General features: G+C 64.2%; 25 protein-coding genes. 21 read left to right on the forward strand and 4 right to left on the reverse strand.

The window, feature by feature from the left end; genetic code table 11:
- Window positions 1–248 precede the first annotated feature (248 nt).
- Entirely contained in the window at window positions 249–1172 is a 924-nt protein-coding gene (locus tag LDO54_RS15130; RefSeq protein ID WP_224011500.1) for a LysR family transcriptional regulator, read from the forward strand.
- 108 nt (window positions 1173–1280) lie between these two features.
- The gene (folE, locus tag LDO54_RS15135) at window positions 1281–1943 is read left to right on the forward strand and encodes a GTP cyclohydrolase I FolE (RefSeq protein WP_224011501.1); all 663 of its coding nucleotides are present in this window, start codon (window positions 1281–1283) and stop codon (window positions 1941–1943) included.
- Between the two features lie 69 nt (window positions 1944–2012).
- Here the strand turns inward: folE and epsC are convergent, their stop codons facing one another.
- On the reverse strand, window positions 2013–2936 hold the full coding sequence (gene epsC, locus LDO54_RS15140) for a serine O-acetyltransferase EpsC (protein ID WP_224011502.1): 924 nt from the start codon (window positions 2934–2936) through the stop codon (window positions 2013–2015).
- A 148-nt stretch (window positions 2937–3084) separates the two neighbouring features.
- Window positions 3085–3318, reverse strand: a complete 234-nt coding sequence (locus LDO54_RS15145; RefSeq protein WP_224011503.1) for a hypothetical protein — start codon at window positions 3316–3318, stop codon at window positions 3085–3087.
- A gap of 304 nt (window positions 3319–3622) precedes the next feature.
- On the opposite strand from LDO54_RS15145, the gene LDO54_RS15150 reads away from it, so the two are divergent.
- On the forward strand, window positions 3623–4060 hold the full coding sequence (locus LDO54_RS15150) for a DUF3005 domain-containing protein (RefSeq protein ID WP_224011504.1): 438 nt from the start codon (window positions 3623–3625) through the stop codon (window positions 4058–4060).
- A gap of 549 nt (window positions 4061–4609) precedes the next feature.
- A complete protein-coding gene (locus LDO54_RS15155) occupies window positions 4610–5314 on the forward strand; it encodes a helix-turn-helix transcriptional regulator (protein ID WP_224011541.1) in 705 nt (234 codons plus the stop codon).
- On the opposite strand, the gene LDO54_RS15160 is transcribed toward LDO54_RS15155, so the two are convergent.
- Window positions 5298–5618, reverse strand: coding sequence for an XRE family transcriptional regulator (locus tag LDO54_RS15160; protein ID WP_310630394.1), 321 nt, complete (start codon window positions 5616–5618; stop codon window positions 5298–5300). The genes LDO54_RS15155 and LDO54_RS15160 overlap by 17 nt on opposite strands.
- Window positions 5619–5786: 168 nt before the next feature.
- On the opposite strand from LDO54_RS15160, the gene LDO54_RS15165 reads away from it, so the two are divergent.
- Window positions 5787–6377, forward strand: coding sequence for an acyl-homoserine-lactone synthase (locus LDO54_RS15165; protein WP_224011506.1), 591 nt, complete (start codon window positions 5787–5789; stop codon window positions 6375–6377).
- 189 nt (window positions 6378–6566) lie between these two features.
- Here LDO54_RS15165 and LDO54_RS15170 read toward each other — a convergent pair whose 3' ends face one another.
- On the reverse strand, window positions 6567–8105 hold the full coding sequence (locus tag LDO54_RS15170) for an MFS transporter (protein ID WP_224011542.1): 1539 nt from the start codon (window positions 8103–8105) through the stop codon (window positions 6567–6569).
- A 358-nt stretch (window positions 8106–8463) separates the two neighbouring features.
- Here LDO54_RS15170 and LDO54_RS15175 point away from each other — a divergent pair, with 358 nt between their 5' ends.
- From LDO54_RS15175 to LDO54_RS15250, 16 genes are all read left to right on the forward strand, one after another.
- Window positions 8464–8931, forward strand: a complete 468-nt coding sequence (locus tag LDO54_RS15175) for a universal stress protein (protein WP_224011507.1) — start codon at window positions 8464–8466, stop codon at window positions 8929–8931.
- A gap of 179 nt (window positions 8932–9110) precedes the next feature.
- A complete protein-coding gene (locus LDO54_RS15180) occupies window positions 9111–9869 on the forward strand; it encodes a helix-turn-helix domain-containing protein (protein WP_415774387.1) in 759 nt (252 codons plus the stop codon).
- Window positions 9870–10035: 166 nt separating this feature from the next.
- Entirely contained in the window at window positions 10036–11313 is a 1278-nt protein-coding gene (locus tag LDO54_RS15185) for an SUMF1/EgtB/PvdO family nonheme iron enzyme (RefSeq protein ID WP_224011509.1), read from the forward strand.
- 456 nt (window positions 11314–11769) lie between these two features.
- Window positions 11770–12576, forward strand: a complete 807-nt coding sequence (locus LDO54_RS15190) for a transporter substrate-binding domain-containing protein (protein WP_224011510.1) — start codon at window positions 11770–11772, stop codon at window positions 12574–12576.
- 62 nt (window positions 12577–12638) lie between these two features.
- Window positions 12639–13316, forward strand: coding sequence for an amino acid ABC transporter permease (locus tag LDO54_RS15195; protein ID WP_224011511.1), 678 nt, complete (start codon window positions 12639–12641; stop codon window positions 13314–13316).
- Window positions 13313–13963: an amino acid ABC transporter permease gene (locus LDO54_RS15200; RefSeq protein ID WP_224011512.1), complete on the forward strand. Its 651-nt coding sequence runs from the start codon at window positions 13313–13315 to the stop codon at window positions 13961–13963. Before LDO54_RS15195 ends, LDO54_RS15200 begins: the two co-directional genes overlap by 4 nt.
- The gene (locus tag LDO54_RS15205) at window positions 13950–14669 is read left to right on the forward strand and encodes an amino acid ABC transporter ATP-binding protein (protein WP_224011513.1); all 720 of its coding nucleotides are present in this window, start codon (window positions 13950–13952) and stop codon (window positions 14667–14669) included. The genes LDO54_RS15200 and LDO54_RS15205 overlap by 14 nt, the downstream gene beginning before the upstream one ends.
- A gap of 504 nt (window positions 14670–15173) precedes the next feature.
- Window positions 15174–16061, forward strand: a complete 888-nt coding sequence (locus LDO54_RS15210) for a Crp/Fnr family transcriptional regulator (RefSeq protein WP_224011514.1) — start codon at window positions 15174–15176, stop codon at window positions 16059–16061.
- A 98-nt stretch (window positions 16062–16159) separates the two neighbouring features.
- Window positions 16160–16714 carry an RNA polymerase sigma factor gene (locus LDO54_RS15215; protein ID WP_224011515.1) on the forward strand — a complete coding sequence of 185 codons (555 nt, stop codon included), beginning with the start codon at window positions 16160–16162 and terminating at the stop codon, window positions 16712–16714.
- 142 nt (window positions 16715–16856) lie between these two features.
- On the forward strand, window positions 16857–17093 hold the full coding sequence (locus tag LDO54_RS15220; RefSeq protein WP_065061686.1) for a RebB family R body protein: 237 nt from the start codon (window positions 16857–16859) through the stop codon (window positions 17091–17093).
- A 22-nt stretch (window positions 17094–17115) separates the two neighbouring features.
- On the forward strand, window positions 17116–17817 hold the full coding sequence (locus LDO54_RS15225) for a hypothetical protein (RefSeq protein WP_224011516.1): 702 nt from the start codon (window positions 17116–17118) through the stop codon (window positions 17815–17817).
- Window positions 17818–17846: 29 nt separating this feature from the next.
- A complete protein-coding gene (locus LDO54_RS15230; RefSeq protein WP_224011517.1) occupies window positions 17847–19262 on the forward strand; it encodes a patatin-like phospholipase family protein in 1416 nt (471 codons plus the stop codon).
- Window positions 19263–19457: 195 nt separating this feature from the next.
- Window positions 19458–19925, forward strand: a complete 468-nt coding sequence (locus LDO54_RS15235) for a hypothetical protein (protein ID WP_224011518.1) — start codon at window positions 19458–19460, stop codon at window positions 19923–19925.
- Complete coding sequence (locus LDO54_RS15240; protein ID WP_224011519.1) at window positions 19925–21022, forward strand: extracellular catalytic domain type 2 short-chain-length polyhydroxyalkanoate depolymerase; 1098 nt, start codon at window positions 19925–19927, stop codon at window positions 21020–21022. The genes LDO54_RS15235 and LDO54_RS15240 overlap by 1 nt, the downstream gene beginning before the upstream one ends.
- Entirely contained in the window at window positions 21019–21666 is a 648-nt protein-coding gene (locus LDO54_RS15245) for a hypothetical protein (RefSeq protein WP_224011520.1), read from the forward strand. Before LDO54_RS15240 ends, LDO54_RS15245 begins: the two co-directional genes overlap by 4 nt.
- Before the next feature lie 35 nt (window positions 21667–21701).
- Window positions 21702–22142 carry a lysozyme gene (locus LDO54_RS15250; RefSeq protein WP_224011521.1) on the forward strand — a complete coding sequence of 147 codons (441 nt, stop codon included), beginning with the start codon at window positions 21702–21704 and terminating at the stop codon, window positions 22140–22142.
- The last annotated feature ends 84 nt before the right edge of the window (window positions 22143–22226 follow it).

The raw sequence follows: 22226 nt of genomic DNA on the forward strand, positions 1-22226 counted from the left end.
ATCGGAGCGCCCAGGCGCGCTTGTCAAGGCGGGACTTCCTTAGGGCAACCCCGAGCGCGCGCGGATTCTTCAGCGGAAATATCGTGCATTGACCTACAACAATGCACTGAAATGCATGTGCGCGGCGGCACGCCGTCCACCGCCGCGCCCCGACCCGGGCACATACCCCAATATCTGGAATCCGCATGTTTGCACTAAGGTCTATCCCGTTTAGACATAGTGCGGCGCTGCCCGCGCGCTCCCGCCCGATGCAAGACCTCGACCTGAATCTGATCCCCTATCTCGTTGCGATGGAGGACACGCGCAACGTCAGCCGCGCCGCCGAACGGCTCGGCGTGAGCCAGCCGCGCGTGAGCACGGCGCTCGGCAAGCTGCGCGAGTATTTCGGCGATCCGCTGTTCGTGCGCACGTCGCGCGGCATGGAGCCCACGCCACGCGCGCTCGGGCTGATTCCCGCCGCGCGCGACGCGCTGATTCGCATCGAAAAAGGCATGCTCGAAGATCAGGCCTTCGATCCGGCCACCAGCACGCACACGTTTTCGATCGCGCTCTCGGATGTCGGCGAAATCGTGTTTCTGCCGCGGCTGCTGCAAATGCTCGCCGAGCGCGCGCCGCATGCGAATCTGCGCTCGGTGTCGCTGCCGCCCAGCCAGGTCGAACGCGGCCTCGAATCGGGCGACATCGATCTGGCCGTCGGTTACTTTCCCGACCTCGGCGGCAATAACTTTTTCCAGCAGCGGCTTTTCACGCATCGCTTCATCTGCCTGATGCGCAGCAACCACCCGCTCGCGGGCAAGCCGATCACGCTCGAACAATTTCTCGCGCTCGGCCATGCGGTGGTCCGCGCCGAAGGACGCAGCCAGGAAGTGCTCGAACATTTCCTGGAGAAGAAGCGCCTGCGCCGCCGCGCCGTGCTCGAAACGCCCCACTTCATGAGCCTGCCGTTCATCCTCACGCGCACCGACCTGATCGCGACGGTGCCGCACGCGATCGGCTTCGCGTATGTCTCCGAGCACGCGTCGATCACGCTCGTCGAGCCGCCGCTGCCCTTGCCGCACTTCGACCTCAAGCAGTACTGGCATCGCAAGTATCACAACGCGCCGCGCGGCGCGTGGCTGCGCAGCGTGGTCGCCGAACTCTTCAATGACGCGATGGACGAATGGCCGAAGTGAGCGCGGCCTCCGAACATTCGCGCGCTCGCACGGTCATCCAGGATTCATGGAACAATGCGCGTTCGTGGCGCGCCGAGCGGGCGTCGGCCACATGACAGGAGCCGATGCATGAGCGACGCAAAGAACACTGAAAAGAAAGGTAAGAAACGCCCGTCGAAGGACGCCGTGGAGATCGCCGCGCGCCCGTCGCGCACCGAAGCGGAAGACGCCGTGCGCGTGCTGCTGCGCTGGGCCGGCGACGATCCCACGCGCGAAGGTCTGATCGATACGCCCGGGCGCGTGGTGCGCGCCTACGAGGAATTCTTCGCGGGTTATCAGCTCGATCCGCGCGAGATCCTGTCGCGCACGTTCTCGGAAGTCGACGGTTACGACGAGATGATCGTGCTGAAGGACATCCGCTTCGAGAGCTACTGCGAGCACCATATGGTGCCGATCATCGGCCGCGCGCACGTGGCGTATCTGCCCGAGCATCGCGTGGTGGGCATCTCGAAGCTCGCGCGCCTCGTCGACGCTTTCGCGAAGCGCCTGCAGATTCAGGAAAAGATGACTGCGCAGATCGCCGACACGCTCAACGACGTGCTGCAGCCGAAGGGCGTGGGCGTGATTCTCGAAGCCGCGCATCAATGCATGTCGACGCGCGGCGTGCACAAGGCGGGCGTGTCGATGGTCACGTCGCGCATGCTCGGCACGTTCCGCACCGACCCGTCCACGCGCCGCGAGTTTCTCGCGATCGTCGGCAATCCGGGCGCGATGAGCGTGGCGAATACCTGATCCTCGCGATCAGACGGACGCCGCGCCCGCGGCGTCCGCCCTATCGAACGAACGCGAACCAACGCCAGATTACTGGCCGTCGTTGCCGCGCTCGATTTCGCGGATCTTGCCCTGACGCACGCTGCTGCCCGGCGGCACGCTATGCGTGAGCCACACGTTGCCGCCAATCACCGAACCCTTGCCGATGGTCACGCGGCCCAGAATCGTCGCGCCCGCGTAGATCACCACGTCGTCCTCGACGATCGGATGACGCGCGTTGCCCTTCACGAGCGTGCCGTCGAGATCGGCGGCAAAACTCTTCGCGCCCAGCGTCACCGCCTGATAAACGCGCACGCGCTCGCCGATGATCGCCGTTTCGCCGATCACCACGCCCGTGCCGTGATCGATGAAGAAGCTCGGGCCGATCTGCGCGCCCGGGTGAATATCGATGCCGGTGGCCGAATGCGCGATCTCGTTGATGAAGCGCGCGAGCAACGGCACGCCGAGCCGATGCAGCGCGTGCGCGAGCCGGTGATGCGTCATCGCCCACACGCCCGGATAGCAGAGCAGGATTTCGGTGATGTGCTGCGCGGCGGGGTCGCCCGTGAAGGCGGCCTGAATATCGCTCACGAGCAGCGCGCGAATGCCGGGCAGCTGATGGCCGAACTCGCGCGCGACTTCGAAGGCGCGCGTGCGCAGGATGTCGTCGGCGGCATCGGCGTATTCCGGCAGGAAGCGCAGCGCGCGTCGGATCTGTTCGGCAAGCAGGCGCAGCGTGCTTTCCAGTGTGTGGCCGACGTAGTAATCGACGCTCTCGTCGGTCAGGTCGGGCGCGCCGTAATGCGTCGGGAACAGCGCCGCGCGCAGCCCCTGCACGATATTGATGACGGCGTCGCGCGACGGCAATTCGCGGATGCCGAGCGGATGGCGCGTGCGGTGGCGTTCCTCGCGCGACGCGCGCAGATCGGCGACGATCTGTTCGAGGCCCCAGTCGGGGCTGGCAGGTGTGGACATGGTAATGCGGCGGCGGCGGCAGGCACCGCACAGGAGTGTATCGACCCCAGAGATTACCGCTTTTCTCGATAGTTCGCCGAGGTCCGCCTGGGCGCGGAACGCATCGATTCAGCATCGGCAAGCGGCAAGGCGCGGGGCGATACGCGGATCAGAGCGTGACGCTGCTGGCGTCGATCCAGCGCACGGCCCAGTCGCGTGCGTGGGCGATGGCGGCGCGTTCGTCGTCGAAACGGAGATCGGAGGGAAAAAAACGATTGGCCACGAGTTCGCCGTCGCTCGAACGCGAGATCACGACATAGGGTTGATACGTGCCGTCGCCGGTGCGCGCCGGTGCACAGTTGAGCAGGTAACCGCGATGCGTGAATGCAGCGTCGAAGTGCATGTGTCTCGTCCGCCCCTGACTGCCTCGTTCGTTTTTTGTCAGGCGCGTGCAGGATCGATGCGGCAAAGCCACAGCCCGGCCGTGATTTCAGGCCGTTAATCTAAAGCGCGCCAACTCGTTGAAAGAGGATCATACTCCGAGGAAATACGGCGATCCAACGAAAAAAATGCGAAATCGCTGGAGGCGTTCTCCTGGCGTACCGGCTTGATTTTCGGTCCGATTCCAGATTTCAAAACCGTGTGGAACGCCAATTGCTGAACCAGGGAGTACCGCTTCTGAGCCAGCCTCTTTGACGGAGGACATCATGAATCGCCCCGACGACACGCACGCCACGCAGCCCGGCGCGCCGCGCAGCGCCGAATTGCACAACGATCGCACGCACGACAGCACGGTGGACACCGACGGCAAGAATCGCGAAGCCGCGCGGCTCGCGGGCGCCGGCGACATCGGCCCCGACGAGATCACCACGAGCAACGCCACGCTCGACAACAGCATGCCCGAAGCGAACGACGGCTTCGCGGGCTTCGACAGCCGCAGCGGCGCGCATCGTCATCCGTTCGCGACGCAGGCCGATTTCGAAGCTGTCGACAAGGGCATGGCCCCGCCGGAAACGACCCTCGACGCCGAGCGGCAATTCGCCGAGCCGGGCGAGCGCGGCGCACGCCGCAGCCCCGGCCGCATCCACTACGCGATCAACCATCTGCGGCCGACCCGCATCATCGAATTGCAACGCAAACCGTAACGCTCGAATGCGGGAATGCTGGAAAACATGACGCGCGCATGACGCAATCAATCCGTCATGCGCGCGCATACGCCGATTTAAAGACACCGAATGCGCCGATATCGGCGCGCCGCCGTTTTTTCGTAAAGCCGGTCTCAAGCACGGATGACTGTCATTGCAGCCATTCGCATGTCATTGCGCCGACGGTAAAATCCCGCCGCGCTCGTCGCTTTATTACCGAATTTGATTAAGCGAATTACAGAATCGGTAATGAAAGCGGCAATCCAGTTCCGTTTTCCGCGCCCGAACGCGCGCGGCGCTCGCTCCCGATCGGCACTTTTGTTCAGCCGCCGACGAGATACTCGCCAGGGATTTTCCCCAACGGCGGGCAAATCCCTGGATCAAAGCCCACAGCGCTGCGGGATAAAGACGAGCATGACGGAATTTAGTGATAAATTGTTACATCATAAGAAGCCATAAGAAGCGAGGCCAGAGCCCGCCGGGCGCTGGTAGCGGACTGGCCCACCGCCGACGGAGAGTGTTGACGTGCCTCTACATTTCATTGAGCAGATGTCGCCCGTGCTCGACGCGCCCGAAGAGGCCGCGTGGTTCGACGCGGTGTCGCAGCTTGCCGTTTCGTGGGGTTTCGGCCAGGTCATGCTGGCGATCCTGCCGCGTGCCGGCATGCGGCTCGAGGACGCGTTCATCCGAACGAACTATTCGGCTGCCTGGCGGCAGACCTATAACGACAACGGGATGGCGTATTTCGACCCGACGGTGACGCATTGCACGACGCGTTCGTCGCCGCTCATCTGGTCGCCGGAACTGTTTGCCACCGAGCAGCAGCAAACCATGTATGAGGAAGCCCGCTCGCATGGGCTGCGCGCCGGCATTACGCTGCCGATCCATGGCCCGCGCCAGGAAACCGGCATGTTGTGCTTCGTGAACGACGTGAATCCGTCGGACCAGTTCTGGCAGGACGTGAATCGTGCGCTGCCGAACCTGGTCTTGCTGCGGGATCTCGTGCTCGACACGAGCCAGCGCCATCTGAACGATCACGCCCAGTCGCTGGTTCCCAAGCTCACGCCGCGCGAAAAGGAATGCCTCAAGTGGACTGCCCTCGGCAAGTCCACTTGGGAGATTTCGCACATCCTCAATTGCTCCGAGGCCGTCGTGAACTTCCACATGAAAAATATTCGCGGGAAGTTCGGCGTGAACTCACGGCGTGCGGCAGCCGTGATTGCGACGCAGATGGGCCTTATTGACCCGGGCTAAGCATCATCGACGCCTCGGGACGTCGCAGCACGCGCTCCGCACGGCCCAGATCGCCGTCCGAAATCGTTTTGTTGAAGTACAGACCCAGCAGGATCGACACCGGCGGCGGAATCTCCGCGCCCGACTCGAAACGGCTGCCGCGCGACTGCGTCACGCCGAAACGCGCCCAGAAGCGGCGCTGACTTTCCTTCTTCTTTTTCCGATACGCGATGATCAGGACACGGTCGATTACCGACGACAGGTCCCCCGCGTTATGAAGGGAATTCGTGCCTGCCTGCCATTGATGATTGTCCAGAAGTTCCATTTTGACCTCGCTGTCAGATATGCCTGATGAGTGACTGCCGCCCAGCCATTCTCCAGAAGTGACCCTCCCTCCGCACCTACCTATCTGGATAGGTGTTTTTTTATATTCATAACGCATAGCTTTCGATCCATACCGCTGCCCCCTCCACCAGTTCAAGGGAGAGTTGTCATGCAAGCTGCGATCAGGATCGGACTGCGTCAGGAGTTCGACAACGAGGACATCAACGAAATGTACCGGCTACGAGCGCGGGTGTTCCGCGACCGGATGGGCTGGGATATTCCCACCATTGCCGGCATGGAGATCGACGGGTACGACGCGCTCGGACCCCACTACATGCTCATTCAGGACGACGAGCGGCAGGTGCGCGGCTGTTGGCGCCTGATGCCGACGGACGGGCCGAACATGCTGCGCGACACCTTCCCGCAACTGCTGCACGGCGAAACGGCGCCCACGGGCCGCCACATCTGGGAATTGAGCCGTTTTGCGATCGAAACGGGCAACGATCAGGCCTTCGGCTTCGCCGAATTGACCATGCACGCGATCCAGTCGGCGATCCAGTTTGCCGACCGCATGGGCATTTCGCGCTACGTGACGGTGACCACCACGCCGATCGAACGCATGCTTCGCCGCACCGGCATGGAGATCACGCGGCTCGGCGCGCCGATGCGCATCGGCGTGGAAAATGCGGTCGCGCTCGACATCGCCATGAGCGAGCAGACGCATAACGCGATCTTCGGCCCGATGGCTGCGGCCGCCTGAATCGCGCTCAGAACGCGACGAAAAACCCCGGATTTCGCGTCACGGTTCGCGGTGCGGCGTCAGACATCATACGCTTTTGTCTGACGAATTGCGCCAAAGACGGCCGAAAAACGTCGCAGCGGGCGAGCCGCTCACGCGAATCCGGGGATCAGCGCCGCGTTTTTCCCGTCTTTTGCCGGATTTTTGCCGTCATTCCGGCTGAGCCGGTGCCGGTTTCGCGGCGGATTTGCCAAAACGGATATGCGAAATGCGGCGCACGCACAACGCCGCCACCAGCGCCGCGAGGCCGGTCAGGCCGATGCCGAGGTGAATCGCGTCGACCAGCACGTGCCGCACCGCCTCGATGAGCGCCGCGCCGTCGAGGCCCGCGGCTTTCATCTGCGCCGTCAGGCCGTCACGCAGCGCCGGATCGATCAGCACGCGCGGATCGGAAAGCTGCGGCTGCCAGCGCGCCGCGCCGGGCGCGCCGAGCACCGCGAGCGCGTCGCCGATTCCGGCCGCGTAGCGGTGATTCACGATCGTCGCCACGATGCTCGTGCCGAGCATGCCGCCCACCATCCGCGTCGATTGCAGCAGCGCCGTCGTGATGCCGAAACGCTCGCGCCCGGCGATCTCCTGGCCGAACACGTTCAGATTGTTGAGGATGAAGCCGAGGCCGATGCCGACCGCACCCATCGCCAGTTCGAGCCATAGATGCGCCGTCGTGCGCGTCGCGAACGCGAGACCCACGGACGCCGCCACGAGCAGGCCGAAGCCGACCGTCAGGATCGACGTGGGCTTTTTCAGATGGATCACGATGCGCGTGTTCACGAGGCTGCCGAGCGCGATGCAGGCGGCGATCGGCGTCGCGAGCAGACCCGCGACCTGCGGCGACAGACCGAAGCCGCCTTGCAGCAGCAGCGGCGCAAAGAAGATCAGCGAGAACATCACGAAGCCGGAGAGGACCGAGAGCGTGAACAGCGTGACGAGCTGCGGATCGCGGAACAGGTCGAGCGGAATGATCGGATGCGTCGCGCGCCGCTCGCACACCAGCAAGGCCACCGCTCCCACCGCCACCAGCGCGATCAGGACGAGATTGGCGCTCGTGAAGCCGTCCTTCGGCACCGCCTCGATAACGGTCTGAAAGCCGCCCAGCACGAGCGCGACCAGCGCGGCGCCGGTCCAGTCGATCTTGACCTCGCCGGTGCGCGCGTGGCGATAGTTCGGCAGATGCGCCCAGATGAAATACAGCGCGAGCACGCCGACCGGCAGATTGACCATGAAGGTCGAGCGCCAGCCGAAGTGTTCGCTGAGCCAGCCGCCCAGCGACGGCCCCGCCGCCGTGCCGATGCCGTAGGCGGCCGCCATCACCACCTGCCAGCGCACGCGCGCGCGCGGATCGGGGAAGAGATCGGGAATCGACGCGAACGCGGTCCCCACCATCATGCCGCCGCCCACGCCCTGCAACGCGCGCGCGGCCGCGAGAAACGGCATGTCGGTCGCGAGCCCGCACAGCGCCGAGGCTACGGTGAACACGATCACGGCGGCGAGCACGAAGCGCTTGCGGCCGAAATAATCGCCGAGGCGGCCGAACACCGGCACCGTCACCACCGAAGCCAGCAGATAGGCGCTGGCAATCCACGCGTAATACTCGAAACCGTGCAGTTCGGCGACGATCGACGGCAAAGCGGTGCTGACAACGGTCTGATCGAGGGCAACCAGCATGTTGACGAGGCCGATGCCGAGCATGGCCAGCAACGCGTTGCGAAACGGCAAGGGAGTGTGGGTAGAGGTCACGGCGGGGATTTGCTGCGGCGCGCAAGGACTAAAGAGACGCAACGATAGCGGCCTCACGGTGCGCGCGCAACCAGACCATTAAGAGAAACGGTCGCCATCTGTCAGTTTATCCTGACGGAACTCGCCCGTGGCCGTCTGACGCAGCGCTCTTGATCCGCCTCCCCTCGGCTTCCATCTTTCATACAGCGGCACTGCATCTTTGTCAGTGATCCTTTAAGCTCATCGCAGATCGCGACATGCCGCACCCGGCCGACGATGCCCGGACGCGCGCAGCCGCGCCTGTTTTCGGGCTCATTTACGCGGAGGTTCCATGTACAAACGCATCCTGGTAGCGGTGGACGGCAGCGCAACGTCGCGCCGCGCATTCGAAGCCGCGCTCGAACTCGCCAAGGCGATGGGTTCGACGCTGCAACCGTTCTATGTCGTTGAAAACACGCCGATGTATTTCGACGCGCCCGGCTACGACCCGTCGATCCTGCGCAATCAGATGATCGCCCAGGGCAACGAGCTTGCCGAGGAAATGAACAAGCTGATGCGCGAACGCGGCGTGACCGGCGAAATGCTGACCGGCGAAGCGTCCTCGCTCGACGACGTGCCGACGCTCGTGCTCAACGCCGCGAAGTCCAGCGGCGCCGATCTGATCGTCATGGGCACACACGGACGCCGCGGTTTTCAGCGTCTGATTCTCGGCAGCGTGGCCGAACGCTGCGTGCGTCAGGCGACCTTGCCGGTTTTGCTTATTCCGAGTGCGGCAGGCACCGCGAATATCTCGGAATAATATCGAGATAATCAAAGAAATAATGCATTTCAAGTGCCGCTTGCGCCTTGTCATTTGCCGCGAAAGCGCCTTCTGACAAGGCGCAAGCGGCTTCATCTCAAAAGCGCGACCTTTTGCCTCCATTTTGAGATTCGACCCTGGTGGGAGAATGCTCCGAAACCGATAACAGGAGCGTGCAAATGCTGACCCCTACCGTCGTTACTCATACCACCACCGTGCGTCGAGGCAGCCGCGCACCTGTGACAAGCCCGCGCTCCTCGGCGCGCTGCTCGAGTTGCGCGATGCGGCATCTGTGCATGCCCCAAGGTCTCGCGCTCGACGACCTGCCCAAGCTCGAAGCGCTCATCTGCACCGCGCGCAGCGTGCGCCGCGGCGAATCCCTCTACCGCGCCGGCGACCCGTTCGACAGCCTCTATGCCGTGCGTTCGGGCTCGCTGAAAACCGTCATGGCGCATCGCGACGGGCGCGAGCAGGTCACCGGCCTGCGCCTCGCGGGCGATCCGCTGGGCCTCGACGGCATCAGCACCGACACCCACACGTGCAGCGCCGTGGCGCTCGAAGACAGTTCGGTCTGCATCATCCCCTACCCCGCGCTCAAGCATCTGTGCCGCGAAACCTGCGCGATGCAGGACCGGCTGCACCGGCTCATGAGCGAGCAGCTGATCCGCGAATCGTCGCAGATGATGGTGCTGGGCTCGCTGTCCGCCGACGAACGCGTGGCCGCCTTCCTGCTCGACGTGTCCGAGCGCAACGGCCTGCGCGGCTACTCGCACGCGGAATTCAACCTGCGCATGACGCGCGAGGACATGGGCAGCTATCTCGGCATGACGCTCGAAACCGTCAGCCGCACCCTGTCAAGATTTCAAAAGCGCGGCCTGATCGACGCCCAGGGCAAGCTCATCCGTATTATCGATATCGACGGATTGCGGCACCTGTAAGCCCGCCCGTTCGTCCCATGCGCGCCGCCCCGCAAGGCGGCGCGCAGCCGTATGCGTCGTCCTGAGCGCGCCCCGCGCGCGCCGCATCGCGATTCGAAGTGCATTGGCACAGCGCGTGCGCAGCGGTAGAGTCTCACTCACCGCCCACGCCAGGAGACTCGCCGCAATGCAGCTCCCGACCACGCCCTCGCTGGCCGCCCGTCTCGTCGACGCCCGCGCGGCCAGCGACGCACTCTTCGCCCTCGTCAAGCCCGAATTTCTCTACGAACGCCCGATTCGCGAGCGCCATCGCATCGTGTTCTATATCGGTCATCTGGAGGCGTTCGACCGTAATCTGTTCGATCAGCGCCTGTTCGACCTGCCGTCCGCCGACGCCCGTCTCGACCAGTTGTTTGCCTTCGGCATCGACCCCGTCGATGGCGCGCTGCCGACCGACATGCCCTCGGACTGGCCGAGCCTCGACGCCGTGCACGAGTACGCGCGCGACGCCCGCACGCGCATCGACGCGCGGCTCGCCGGACTCGATCTGGCGCCCGGCGCGCTTATTCACGACACGCCAGGGCAATTGCTCAACGTCGCGATCGAACATCGGCTGATGCATGTGGAGACACTGTCCTACATGCTGCATCAGCTACCGTTCGAGCAGAAGCAGGCGCCCGCCGCAGCCCGCGCTCGCGCGGACCATCTCTATGAGGTGACGCCCGAAACGGTGAGCGTGCCGGCCGGCCGCACCGAACTCGGCATGACGCTCGAACGCGGCCTGTTCGGCTGGGACAACGAATTCGGCGAGGAGCAGGTGGACGTGCCCGCGTTCGAGATCGACCGCTTTATGGTCACGAACGGCGCGTTTCTCGACTTCGTGGCCGACGGCGGTTATCGCCGCCGCGAATTCTGGATGGATGCCGACTGGGCCTGGCGCGAGGCCGAAGGCATCGAGCATCCGGTTTTTTGGGTGCGTGGCGAACAGGGCTGGCGTTTGCGCACAATGTTCGAGGATATTCCGCTGCCGCTCTCCTGGCCCGTCTACGTGAGCCACGCGGAGGCGAGCGCCTTCGCGCGCTGGCGCGGCGCGCGGCTGCCGACCGAAGCCGAATGGCAGCGCGCGGCGCATGGCGCGCTGCCCGCTGAAACCGACAACTTCGACTTCCGCAGCTGGGACCCGGTCGCCGTCGATTCGACGCCGGACAGCGCCAGCACCTGGGGCGTGGAAGGCCTTTTCGGCAACGGCTGGGAATGGACCTCGACGGTGTTCGCTCCGCTGCGCGGCTTCACGCCGTTTCCGTTCTACGAAGGCTACTCGGCCAACTTCTTCGACGGTCAGCACTACGCGATGAAAGGCGGCTCCGCGCGCACCGCGGGGTGCATGCAGCGGCCGACGTTTCGTAACTGGTTTCAGCCGCGATATCAGTACGTGTACGCGGGGTTTCGCTGCGCGAAGGTTTGAGGAATAAAGCTTTACCATCCAGTAAAAAATCCGAAGCGCGCCGCACTAGCGAAGCTCAACGAGCGGCAGGCGGCGCGCACTCATCATCGTAATCGCCGCGACGTCGTTTTCCAGATCAGCCCCATTGCAGCGGCCGCACGCCATTAGGATGGCGATTCCATCGTGGATCAAGTGCTCCCTTCGGGACGATCCGCCGACCGATGACATGCTCTTTCCTCGCTGCTCACCACATGAGGCGTACCCCGCCTGATCCCCCCTCGATCTCCGCCATCGCATTGCGCTAATGCAATGCACCAAAAGCGTGAACTATCGCGCCATCGACGCGAATTCATCGCCTCTCATTCCCCGTTGACGGCCCGCGCACGCCCGCCCCGCTTCGCTTGGCTCGACCCTTGCTTAGTGCATCGCCTGCTGCGCAACACCCGTCGCGCCAACCACCTTTCCGGGGAACACAGGATGGCTCTCGCCCAAACACTCGCGTCGCGCCGACGCCTGCTCGCCGCGCTGCTGAGCGCGCCCGTACTCGCCGTTTTCGCCGCGCCCAGCGCGCACGCTGACGCGCTCGACGCGATCCAGAAGCGCGGCACGCTGCGCGTGGCGGTGCCGGAGGACTATCCGCCGTTCGGTGCGGTCGGCCCCGACATGCAGCCGCAAGGCTATGACATCGACATGGCCGCGCTGCTCGCGAAGTCCATGAAAGTGAAGCTGCAACTCGTGCCCGTGAACAGCGGCAACCGCATTCCGTATCTCCAGACCGACAAGGTCGATCTCGTCATTTCGTCGCTCGGCAAGACGCCCGACCGCGAGAAGGTTATCGACTTCTCGGCGCCTTACGCGCCGTATTTCCAGGGCGTGTTCGGCCCCGCCGACGTCAAGGTGAGCGGCCCGGCCGACCTCACCGGCAAGACCGTGGGCGCGACGCGCGGCGCGCTGGAAGAAGTGGCGCTCACCAACATGGCGCCCAACGCGACGATCCGCCGTTTCGACGACAACAACGCCACCATCCAGGCGTTTCTCTCCGGTCAGGTTCAGTTGATCGCGGCAGGCAACATCGTCGCGGCGGCGATTCTCGCGAAGCATCCGCCGCGCGAGCCGCAGATGAAGTTCGTCATCAAGGACTCGCCCTGCTTCGTCGGGCTCAACAAGAACGAGCCGCAACTGCTCGCGAAGGTCAACGCCACGATCGACGAAGCGAAGAAGGACGGCGCGCTTCAGTCGATGTCGAAAAAGTGGTTTGGCCAGCCGCTGCCCGCCAATCTCTGACGCCTCTCTCGCGCCGCCGCCGCGCGCGGCGCGCGTCATCACCGCGAGTCCTTTTTCCGTTCATGAGCTATCAGCTTCAGTTCGGCGACCTTGCCGCCTATAGCGGCATGTTCGCGTCCGGCGCGGCCGTCACGCTCGCGCTCACCGCCGCCTCCACGGCGCTCGGCTTGAGTCTTGGCGTGGCGGGCGCTGCCGTGCACCAGAGCCGCCAGACGGCCGCGCGCGCGATCGTTCACGGCTATGTCGAAGCGGTCCGCAACACGCCGTTTCTCGTGCAGCTGTTCTTCGTGTTCTTCGGCCTGCCCGCACTCGGCGTGCATATCGGCGAATACACGGCGGCCGTGCTCGCGATGACGCTCAATCTTGGTGCGTACTCCGTGGAGATTCTGCGCTCGGGCATCGACGCCGTGCCGCGCGGGCATCGCGAAGCCGCCGCCGCGCTCGCCATGTCGCCGCGCGAAACCTTCGTGCACGTGCTCTTGCCGCAAGCGTTCGCGAAGGTCTTTCCGGCGCTCACGAGCCAGATCGTCATTACCATGCTCGGCTCGGCCGTCGTCTCGCAGATCTCCGTCGCCGACCTCACGTACGCGGCGAGCTACGTGCAGTCGCGTAATTTCCGCGCGTTCGAAACGTATTTCCTGATCGCGGGCATCTACCTGGCCATGGCGCTCGTGCTGCGCGCCGCGCTCAACGCGGCCGGCCGAAAGCTGTTCGCACGCAACCCGCGAGGCACGCGATGATCGAATTCACTTTCGCGCAAATCCTTGAAGGGCTGTTGCTGGCCGCGCGCTGGACCGTCCTGCTTTCGCTCGTGTCCTTCGTCGCGGGCGGGGCCGTCGGTCTGGTGCTGCTCGTGATGCGTGTGTCCAGTTCGCGTGTGCTGCGCGCGATCGTGCGAATCTATATCGAGGTGTTTCAGGGCACGCCGCTGCTGCTGCAACTCTTTATCGTGTTCTTCGGTTTGCCGCTCGTGGGCGTCGACGTTTCGCCCTGGGTCGCCGCCACGCTCGGCCTCACGTTCTTCACGAGCGCCTATCTCGCCGAAATCTGGCGCGGCTGCGTGGAAGCGGTGCCCAGGGGCCAGTGGGAAGCCTCGTCCAGTCTCGCGATGAATTACTTCGAGCAACTGCGCCATGTGATCCTGCCGCAAGCGGCGCGCATCGCCATCGGGCCGACCGTCGGCTTCGGCGTGCAGGCGATCAAGGACACGGCGCTCGTCTCGATCATCGGCTTCGCCGAACTCACCAAGGCCGGCACGACTATCTCGAACGCGACGTTCCGCCCGTTTCTCGTTTATGGCCTCGTCGCGCTGATCTACTTCGTCTTGTGCTACCCGCTCACGCGGTATGCGCGCTCGCTGCAAAGGAAATGGCATGCCGCTCGTTAAAACCCAGGGCGTCGAAAAACAATTCGGCGCGAATCATGTGCTCAAGGGCATCGACCTCAGCGTGGAGCGAGGCCAGGTCGTGAGCATCATCGGCCGCAGCGGATCCGGAAAAAGCACGTTCCTGCGCGCGCTCAACGGTCTCGAAAGCATCGACGCAGGTTCGATCGAAATCGACGGCGAACACGTCGATGCACGCCACGCCGACCTGCGCGCACTGCGGCTGAAGGTCGGCATGGTGTTCCAGCAATACAACCTCTTCCCGCATCTCACGGCCGGGCAGAACGTGATGCTCGCACAGACGGTGGTCAAGAAAATGTCACGCGCCCAGGCGCGCGAGACCGCGCAGCAGATGCTCGAACGCGTGGGACTCGGCAACAAGTTCGACGCGCTTCCCGATCAGCTTTCGGGTGGCCAGCAGCAGCGCGTGGCGATCGCCCGCGCGCTGGCGATGAAGCCGAGCGTGCTGCTGTGCGATGAAATCACCTCGGCGCTCGACCCCGAACTCGTGGGCGAGGTGCTGAGCGTGGTGGAAAGTCTCGCGCGCGAACACATGACGCTCATTATGGTCACGCACGAAATGCGTTTCGCGCGAGCGGTGAGCGATACCGTCGTCTTCATGCACGAAGGCCGCGTGTGGGAGAGCGGGCCGCCGGAAGCCATTTTCGAGCGGCCGTCGACGGTGGAATTGCAGCGCTTCATTCAATAGCGCGGTGCATCGGCGATACGTGCAATAACCTCATTAAGCGCCGCAGATTTCCGCGTCTCACATCCTCTTCGGCCAATCATGAAATGTCTTTCTACTGGCTGATGCCGCCATTGCGCAGTGACTGACACGATCTACGCGTGCGTTCCTCAAATCAAGGGCTGAGGAACGCCGTTGCAGCCTACTCTCCGCGCCGCTCCTGATCCCGACACTACGATCAGGATGACTACACGTCTCTTTCCCGCTTCACTGGATAATCGTGACCGTCACCGATTCAGGTGACGTTCACTTCGCCTGTCTTGCGAAAATTTCCCGCACGCCGGGAAAGACATCGAAAACCCGAAACAATGGCCTGGCGACAAAATCGGATTGCGTCACAAGGCCCATCGATCTTCGCCGCCGCATAGGGCTGCATTCTTTCGCATCCCTTTCTCCCGCGCCCCCTGTAGTCCACACCCCGCGATTTCGCGAGCCATGCCTTGAAACAAGGCACATTACGCATCTTGCATGACCGCTCGCCAGCCGGCGGTCCGCTTATGCGCGATGCAATGCGCCCCGCATCGTTCGTTCATTCCTCGCGTACCGCACGCATTCGCTGCGTTTGCAATACTCACTATCAACATTGACAGGGTCAAGGCGCTGACCCTTCACATCCGGCATGACAGGACGTTTCCGCGAGGGGGTCACCAGACAACATTACGACAAGGCAAGGACGTCATGCCAGCCGCCAAAGACCATTACGGGGTTCGCTCATTTGCGTTGCTACAGGGGCTGCCCGAATCACTCATGCAGCATATCGACGAGCACCTCACGCCCTGGCCCGCGCACCGCAGCCGGCTGTTGTTCTTCAAGGGCGACGCAGAAAATTTCGTGGCGCTTGTCCATCGCGGACACATCTATCACACGCTGCACGAACCGGGCGGGCGAGAACTCATCCTGGACTACACGCTCGCGGGCGGGCTCGTCGGCGAGGGTGCGCTGCTGCATCCGCGCCGACGCAGCTTCAACGCGCAACTGAGCCCCGACTGCGAGATATCGCTGCTGCACGAAACGCATTTCGCCGCGTTGCAGGCCAATCCACTCTTCATGCTGCGCGTCCAGCAACTGCTCTGCAACCGCCTAGAACAATTGAGCGATTTCGTCGAATCGGCCTGTCTGTATCGACTCGAAGCGCGGCTCGCGCGCCATCTGCTTACGCGCATGGACGACGGCGAGCGTCACGAAGTCCGCCTGCCCGGCAATCAAAGCATCATGGCCGCGATGCTCAACGTAAGCCGCCCGCGCCTCAATACGCTGCTGCAACGCTGGCAACGCGAAGGTCTGATCCGGCCGCACGCACGCACGTTATGCATCGAAAATCCCGAACGCCTTCGCCACATTGCGGCGGCCCGATGAAGCACATTGCGCGGGCGTCGAGCACGTTGTTACGTACGCAACTGATTTCCTCATACGATTGGCCGGATTCTGCGGATTCCACCCACGGAGGACGCAGAATGAACATCACAACTTATGCCGGCGACGAGACCACGGCCTACCGCGAGCAATTCGATTGCACCTGGCGGGACGTGCAAGGCAAGCTGCGCAGACGCGCGCGTCTGCTATGCAAGGGCGATCCTTCGCGCGCCGACGATCTCCTCTCCGACACCGCGCTGAAAGTGCATCTCTACATGCAGCGCTCCCCGGATCGCGTCAAGAATCTCGCCGGCTTTTTCTTCCTCGCGCTCAACCACGCGTTTCTCGATCATGCACGCCGACGCAGCCGCGAGGATCGCGTGATCGAGCACGGCAGCGAATGGGAAGACGAGCAATGCATTGCCATCGCCGATCGTGCGCCGCCCATCGAACAGCAACTCGCGCTCAAGCAGCAACTTGCTCGCATGGAGAAGGCCGTCGCTGAACTCGCGCCCGCGCAACGCACGCTGTTCGCCCTGAAATTCGAGGATGAACTGGCGTATCCGCAAATCGCCGATGCGCTTGGCATCAGCGAAGCGCTCGCGCGCAAGCGCGTCGAACTGCTGCGCAAAAAGCTGCGCCAGAAACTCGACTAGGCGAGCCTCGCCGGTCTGCTTCGCAACGCTCACCGACCTTCACAAGCGCGCCGACGACACGTCCGTATTCATGCAAACCACGCAGCGCGGCGCCAGTCGACTCGCGCTTTTTCCACCCCCATGTCGTACCGAAGGAGTCGTCATGGCAGACAACACCGCCGTCAACGGCCAGATCACCGACGCCGTCACGCAAACCAACGTCAAGGTCGTGGCCGAAGCCCCGGCCCAGGCGCTTGCCTCGCTCTATCAGTTCGCCAGCCATTCGGCGGGCTTGTCGTTGCAGAACGCCGTGCACAGCCAGCAGGCGCTGAACCAGATTTCCAGCGCCGTGATTTCGAAGGCCGTGACGATGATTCTCGCCGTCGGCGACAAGAGCTGACGCGCGCCAGGAGACCTGAACCATGAGCCTCAAGGACCTCTTTGGCGGCAAGTCCGGCGCGAGCGCGGTCAGCGCAACGCCGGCCACGCCGCCGCCCGTCGCGCCAGCCGAGCCGCCCTCGCCACCCTCACCGCCCTCATCGTCGCCTGCGGCGAACGCTAGCGCCTCGCCCACCGCGGACAACGCTGGCGCGAGCGCCGCCAGTCAAAACGGCAGTAGCACGAACAGCGGCGCAGCGACGCCGCCCGCAAGCGCGCCAACCAGCCCGCTTGCGGGTTTCACCGAGCAGATGCAAAGCGCCTCGGCGGCGCCCGCGACCGACGCGCTCAACAGTCAGATCGTGCAGGCGGTCCAGTTGAGCAACGCCGAGACGACCGCCTACGCGAGCAGCCAGATCGCAGCCGGTCCAAACATGATGATCAGCCAGGCGAGCGGACTCGTCGCGCAGTCGGCCGCGAACTACTTCGACGGCGCGAGCAAGCTCGCGCTCGCCAGCAAGAGCGTGCTGCTCAAGAACATGACCGAGAAGCTGCTCCAGGAAGACATCAAGGGCGCGGCAGAAGATGCGCTCGGCGTACTGATCACCGATCTGCTGGTGGGCACGGCAGCGGCCGTCGCGGCGGCCGCGGGCGCCATCGAAGGCGAGTCCGCGCATTTCGCACTCGAAAAGATCGACCAGAGCATCAACAAGTATCAGTCGCTGCTGGACCGCAAAGGCGGCTAGGCGACCCATCTCATCGACAGGAGAACGACATGCTCGACCTACATTCGCTCGTGCTCGGCGGCGGCGGCGCCAAAGGCGTGGTCTACCCCAAGGCACTCCAGAAATTGCATCGCGACCGCCAGATCGACCTGCGCGCCGTGCCCCACGTGGCGGGCGCGAGCGCAGGCGCGCTGACCGGCTTTATCCTCGCGCTCGGCGGCACGCCCGAAGCGATCGCGCGCCTTTCGCCGACCATCACCGAAGCGCTGCCCTTCGCCACCAAATCGTTCGCGAATCGCAGCGAAACGCGCATCGCCCTGAGCCGCGCGTCGACCGTCGTCGACTACGCAGCCGACAAGCTCGACGGCTCGACGATTCCCTCGGTGCTGATGATCTGGGCCGAAACCGCGCTGCTGCAACTGATGCGCCGCATCGTCGAGCAAATCGACCTCGACGACGAAGGCGACAGCTACCTTGCGCTCGACGGCGAGCGCTATTACCTGAATGAGCTGCACGGGCGCGGCATGGGCTTCTTCTGGGACTACGACGTCGACCCGGGCGGCCCGCATATCGCCGCGCTGCGCACCGCGCTGATGACCGGCCTGCGCGATCTGCGGCGCTTCGGCTGCTATCTCGTCAGCACACATCACCGCATCGTCACACTGCTGCGCGACGCGGGCATCGACGCCGGCTGGAAGCACCTGAGCGTCACGCTCACACGGCTCTATTCGGCACAAGTCGACAGCGCGGCACGCGCCGAGACCTTCGGTTCGCTCAACTATGTATCGACGCTGTTGCCGCCGGGCGCAGGGACGTCCGAGCGCAATCCCGTCCACAAGGCATTCGTGCGTCACGAGGGCGTTTGCCTGCTCGCGGCCGCGCAGGCGAGCGGCGCCTTTCCGCTGCTGTTCGCCGCGCCGCCGCTCGGGCCGTCACCGTCGCTGCGCGACTTCCTCTACACCGATGGCGGCTGCATGAGCAACATGCCCATCGAAGCGCCGATCTTCGCCGATAGCATCATCGGCAGGCCGACTGCTGAGCGCGACATCCTCGCACTCGGCCTCAACGACGGAGACGAAGCGAGCAGCCTGCCGTCCGCGTGGCAGATGTGGGCGGTGCAGCGCCTGATGCTGCCGTCGGCGCACAAGACCATCGTCGTGCCCGCCGACGATTCGTTCTACGCGAGCGCGCGGCGCGACATCTGCAGCACGCCACCCGCGGCGAAAACCGAGCACGGTGCGTTGTTTCGCTTCAGCATGAAGCCCGAAGGGGACTACCGTATTTTCTACGCGAGCAAACTGCCGGACGCACCGATTTCGCTGACGGCGGAAATCCCGATGGGCACGCAAAGCCGTGGTGTGCAGAACGCCATCGACGAGTACGCGGACAGCATGGCACGCAATCTCGCGCTGCTCGTGCAGCAGGCCGGACAGCAACGCGGCGGCCTCGTGTGGGGCGGATTGTAAGCGCCCACGGACGTGAGTCCATCGCCCAGGTTGTGCTTGCGCGCACGGCGCGCGAGCACAACGAGCGCTACACCGCCTCATGAAAATACTTCGTTATCCGATTGATCCTGCATCGATAAAAAACCGCGCTTCACAGCGACTTACCGTGCGCGTTCCTTTCAGCAACCGCTTCGCAGTTTTCACGGATCGACCGACATGCCTCCCCCCGCACCGGAATCGCGCCCCGAAGCGCCCCGAACGGGCGGCTTGCCCTCGCTGAGCAGAAGTCCGATTCATCTGCTATCCGCACTCGTCACGGTATCCGTCGACAAGCTCTGGGACAGCATGTTGCTCGACATGGTCAAACCCATGCCGCTCGAACAGAAAGCACATTTCCTGCTGATCGTGGGGCTGTTGCTGTTCGTCGTCACCTCGGTCAGCACCACGCTCACGCAGTCGCGGGTCGACACGGACTCGCCCGGCGTCGCGCTCGCCAAGGGACTGGCCATGGGCGTGCTGGCCAGCCTGCCCTACACCTTCAGCGCGACGGAAATGGGAATGCTGTTCATCGGCTGGTCGGGCATCAACGAGTTGCAGAAGCAGAGCCAGAAGCATCGGCGAGAGCCGAACCCGGATCACCCCTCTTCCCTCACCCAACAGGAGAACGTCCCGTGGATTCGCTAATGACCCTGTCACGACGCTTCGCCGTCGCGACCCTCTTCACACTCGGCACACTCGGCACGCTGGCCGCACTCGGCGCGACCTGCGACGACGCGCGGGCCGCGGACGCGCCGCCCTTGCCCGCCCTCGCCGCCGATGCCAACCAGGTGACCGTCTCCGGCTTGTCGTCGGGCGCGTTCATGGCCGCGCAATTCAGCGTCGCGTATTCGCAAAGCGTTGCGGGCGCCGGGATCGTCGCGGGCGGGCCGTTTTACTGCGCAGGGCTCGGCCCGCACGGCGGCCTGGACCACTTTCTGATCAACGCGAGCACGCTCTGCATGACGCCACTGGGCGCCGCACCGTCCGGGGCCGCCGCGTTCAAGGCCGCGCAGCGCTTCGCCGACGACGGCTTGATCGACGACGTCGCGAACCTCAAGCGCCAGCGCCTCTATATCTTCACGGGCGCCTCGGACAAGATCGTCCTGCCGAAGGTCGTCGCGCAGACCCGCGCGTTCTACCGTAGCGCGGGCGTCCCGGATGCGCAGATCGCCTATGTCGACAACATCAACGCCGGTCACGCGCTCATCACCGCGAACCGCAACGACCTGCCCTGCCCGGCCAACGCGCCGCCCAACCTCAACAACTGCGGCTTCGTGCAATCGCACGACATCCTGCGCCAGCTTTACGGCGAACTGGAGCGGCCGTCCAGCAAGCTGAGCGGCGAGTTGCTCGACTTCGACCAGACCGAGTTTTTCCAGGGCCGGCGCACGGGACTGTCCGACGTGGGCCACGTCTACATCCCCGCCGACTGCCTCACGCAGACATGCCGCGTGCACGTCGTCTTTCACGGCTGCACGCAGGAAGACAGCCGCCTTGGGGATCGCTACTACACGACGACGGGCTACAACCAGCTCGCGGACAGCAATCGCATCATCGTGCTCTACCCGCAGATCCGTACCGATGCGCGGCGCAATCCCAAGGGCTGCTGGGACTTCTGGGGCTACACCAGCGACGATCCTGCGCATCCCGACTTCTATATCAAATCGGCCCCGCAAATGGCCGCCATCGACGCGATGGTCCAACGCTTGCTCAGCGCACGCAACGCAAAGGAGGCACGATGAACACGTCGACTTCGCATCACACCACGGCCGCCGCGAATGGCGATCAGGCAGCGAGCGCGACGGTTGCGCCCGCGTGCGGACCGCTTGCGGCCACGATGTTCGGGCCGATCGCGGGCGCACTCATGGAGCCGTTTCTCGAAGCGCTGGTGCGCTACGTGCCCGCGCCGATGCTTGCGGCCCAGCCGCCGTCGGCGGCGCAATGGAAGCCAGCGCTCAAAGCTGCGCTCGACTGGCGCGAGGCCCTCGTCGAGCGCATCGAAGAAAACGCGTGGCAATGGCCGCGCGCCTGGCATCTTCGCAACGACACCGCCGGGCTCGTCGAATTCGGACGGCAAGTCGCGCTGACCACCCATCAACTCAGCAAGCAGTGGCTCGACGCGCAACTGCTGGCAGCGGCGCAATGGCGCGCGCAAGGCTTCGCGCTGCTGCCGCAATGGCTCGACGCACGCGGCCAGGCCGACGCCGCGCTGATCGCCAACGAGGCCCAGCAGGCGGCGCGCAAGACATGGGATGCCCAGAACGAAGCGCTGATGCAATGGTTCGGCGACATTTCCCCTGCGTTTCAGGCGTGCCTTCAGCAATGGCTCGACGACGATCCCGATGAGCGCAGCGCTCCCGAAAACACCGACGCCGACCCCGCCTGACCCGGCCCCTACGACAAGATCGCCGAGGAACCATCATGAAAGTCAACTCCGCTGGTATCTTACTCATCAAGCAGTACGAAGGACTTTTTCTGATCACTTACGCCGATGTGGTGGGCGTATTGACGATCGGATACGGACACACGGGTGCCGACGTGAAGCCGGGACTGATCATCACGCAGACGCAAGCCGACCAGCTACTCGACGACGACCTCGCTCGCTTCGAAAAGGGCGTTAGCCGTCTCGCACGCGTGCCGCTCAATCCGAATCAGTTTTCGGCGCTCGTGAGTTTCAGCTTCAACCTCGGGCTCGGCAATCTTGGCAATTCGACGCTGCTGCGCGACCTGAACCGGGGCGACTACGCGGCCGCCGCGAACCAGTTTCCACGCTGGGACCGGGCCGGTGGCCGCGAGTTGCCGGGTCTGCTGAAACGGCGTCGGGCCGAACAGGCGCTGTTCCTGACGCCACTCGCAGGCTGAGCGTTCACAACCCATGCACACGCAGCGTCCTGAGCACGACAGGCGTGCACGCTTTGCGTCTGTCCCGTCACGTTCACTCCCGGA

It is taken from the genome of Paraburkholderia tropica, assembly GCF_914484835.1.
Lineage (GTDB): Bacteria > Pseudomonadota > Gammaproteobacteria > Burkholderiales > Burkholderiaceae > Paraburkholderia > Paraburkholderia tropica_A.

Excerpts from the sequence above, each read along its gene's own strand:
- LDO54_RS15130 (WP_224011500.1), top strand. The coding sequence starts at position 249 with ATGCAAGACCTCGACCTGAATCTGATCCCCTATCTCGTTGCGATGGAG.
- folE (WP_224011501.1), top strand. The coding sequence starts at position 1,281 with ATGAGCGACGCAAAGAACACTGAAAAGAAAGGTAAGAAACGCCCGTCG.
- epsC (WP_224011502.1), bottom strand. The coding sequence starts at position 2,936 with ATGTCCACACCTGCCAGCCCCGACTGGGGCCTCGAACAGATCGTCGCC.
- LDO54_RS15145 (WP_224011503.1), bottom strand. The coding sequence starts at position 3,318 with ATGCACTTCGACGCTGCATTCACGCATCGCGGTTACCTGCTCAACTGT.
- LDO54_RS15150 (WP_224011504.1), top strand. The coding sequence starts at position 3,623 with ATGAATCGCCCCGACGACACGCACGCCACGCAGCCCGGCGCGCCGCGC.
- LDO54_RS15155 (WP_224011541.1), top strand. The coding sequence starts at position 4,610 with ATGTCGCCCGTGCTCGACGCGCCCGAAGAGGCCGCGTGGTTCGACGCG.
- LDO54_RS15160 (WP_310630394.1), bottom strand. The coding sequence starts at position 5,618 with ATGGAACTTCTGGACAATCATCAATGGCAGGCAGGCACGAATTCCCTT.
- LDO54_RS15165 (WP_224011506.1), top strand. The coding sequence starts at position 5,787 with ATGCAAGCTGCGATCAGGATCGGACTGCGTCAGGAGTTCGACAACGAG.
- LDO54_RS15170 (WP_224011542.1), bottom strand. The coding sequence starts at position 8,105 with ATGCTCGGCATCGGCCTCGTCAACATGCTGGTTGCCCTCGATCAGACC.
- LDO54_RS15175 (WP_224011507.1), top strand. The coding sequence starts at position 8,464 with ATGTACAAACGCATCCTGGTAGCGGTGGACGGCAGCGCAACGTCGCGC.
- LDO54_RS15180 (WP_415774387.1), top strand. The coding sequence starts at position 9,111 with ATGCTGACCCCTACCGTCGTTACTCATACCACCACCGTGCGTCGAGGC.
- LDO54_RS15185 (WP_224011509.1), top strand. The coding sequence starts at position 10,036 with ATGCAGCTCCCGACCACGCCCTCGCTGGCCGCCCGTCTCGTCGACGCC.
- LDO54_RS15190 (WP_224011510.1), top strand. The coding sequence starts at position 11,770 with ATGGCTCTCGCCCAAACACTCGCGTCGCGCCGACGCCTGCTCGCCGCG.
- LDO54_RS15195 (WP_224011511.1), top strand. The coding sequence starts at position 12,639 with ATGAGCTATCAGCTTCAGTTCGGCGACCTTGCCGCCTATAGCGGCATG.
- LDO54_RS15200 (WP_224011512.1), top strand. The coding sequence starts at position 13,313 with ATGATCGAATTCACTTTCGCGCAAATCCTTGAAGGGCTGTTGCTGGCC.
- LDO54_RS15205 (WP_224011513.1), top strand. The coding sequence starts at position 13,950 with ATGCCGCTCGTTAAAACCCAGGGCGTCGAAAAACAATTCGGCGCGAAT.
- LDO54_RS15210 (WP_224011514.1), top strand. The coding sequence starts at position 15,174 with ATGACCGCTCGCCAGCCGGCGGTCCGCTTATGCGCGATGCAATGCGCC.
- LDO54_RS15215 (WP_224011515.1), top strand. The coding sequence starts at position 16,160 with ATGAACATCACAACTTATGCCGGCGACGAGACCACGGCCTACCGCGAG.
- LDO54_RS15220 (WP_065061686.1), top strand. The coding sequence starts at position 16,857 with ATGGCAGACAACACCGCCGTCAACGGCCAGATCACCGACGCCGTCACG.
- LDO54_RS15225 (WP_224011516.1), top strand. The coding sequence starts at position 17,116 with ATGAGCCTCAAGGACCTCTTTGGCGGCAAGTCCGGCGCGAGCGCGGTC.
- LDO54_RS15230 (WP_224011517.1), top strand. The coding sequence starts at position 17,847 with ATGCTCGACCTACATTCGCTCGTGCTCGGCGGCGGCGGCGCCAAAGGC.
- LDO54_RS15235 (WP_224011518.1), top strand. The coding sequence starts at position 19,458 with ATGCCTCCCCCCGCACCGGAATCGCGCCCCGAAGCGCCCCGAACGGGC.
- LDO54_RS15240 (WP_224011519.1), top strand. The coding sequence starts at position 19,925 with ATGACCCTGTCACGACGCTTCGCCGTCGCGACCCTCTTCACACTCGGC.
- LDO54_RS15245 (WP_224011520.1), top strand. The coding sequence starts at position 21,019 with ATGAACACGTCGACTTCGCATCACACCACGGCCGCCGCGAATGGCGAT.
- LDO54_RS15250 (WP_224011521.1), top strand. The coding sequence starts at position 21,702 with ATGAAAGTCAACTCCGCTGGTATCTTACTCATCAAGCAGTACGAAGGA.